The sequence below is a fragment of the Streptomyces sp. NPDC007901 genome (genome assembly GCF_042959465.1).
In the GTDB taxonomy this organism is placed as follows: domain Bacteria; phylum Actinomycetota; class Actinomycetes; order Streptomycetales; family Streptomycetaceae; genus Streptomyces.
Genome location: NZ_JBIBKW010000010.1, coordinates 407,161 through 407,792 on the forward strand (window position 1 = coordinate 407,161; position 632 = coordinate 407,792).

At 74.2% G+C, this 632-nt stretch carries 1 protein-coding gene; it reads right to left on the reverse strand.

Annotated features, from left to right (window positions below; all coding sequences use genetic code 11):
- Positions 1-125 precede the first annotated feature (125 nt).
- Positions 126-632, reverse strand: a 507-nt coding sequence (locus tag ACFZDK_RS31540) for a ferredoxin (RefSeq protein ID WP_390977306.1), incomplete at its 5' end; no start/stop codon positions are given.

The following is a 632-nucleotide window of genomic DNA, read 5'->3' on the forward strand; positions in this document are numbered from 1 at the left end:
CCGCCAACCCGCGCGGGGGGGGGCCCCGGTTCTTGCGCGGGTTTTTTTTTTGGGGGGGGGGGGGGGGGGGCCCCCCGGGGGGGGGGCCCCCCCCCCCACGCCCGTGAGTGCTGCGAGCTGTGCGATCAGCGTCCCAGTGCCCGGCGGCCGCGGCCCTGGGAGAGGACCGGCAGGTTCTTGGCCGGCGCCTGGGAGCGCGTGTCCTCCTCGAGACGCAGGGCGAGCGCCGGGCAGCGGCGCACCGCGCGCAGCGCCTTGGCCTCCGCGAACCGCGGCACCTTCGCCTGCGCCACCGTCGGGAAACCGTCCGCGCCGAGTTCGAAGACCTCCGGGAGGATGTCCGCGCACAGGCCGTGGCCCCGGCACAGCGTCCAGTCGACGTAGATCTTCTGGCGGCTGCCGCCACCGTTGTCCTCGGGCTCTCCGCCGCCCGGGATGCCGCTGGGCAGCTTGCCGTCCTCGAAGAGCGGCAGAACGCCCTCCACGGGCCGTCCGCAGCCGTTTCCGAGGACATGCGCGGCCAGGTCGTCGGTGAACGCCTTGATCGTCGACTCCAGGAACATCGCGGAGCCGTCCGGGTGCGAGCAGGCGCCGCGCCGCTTCACGTTCTTCGCGACCTGCTTGAGCGCCTC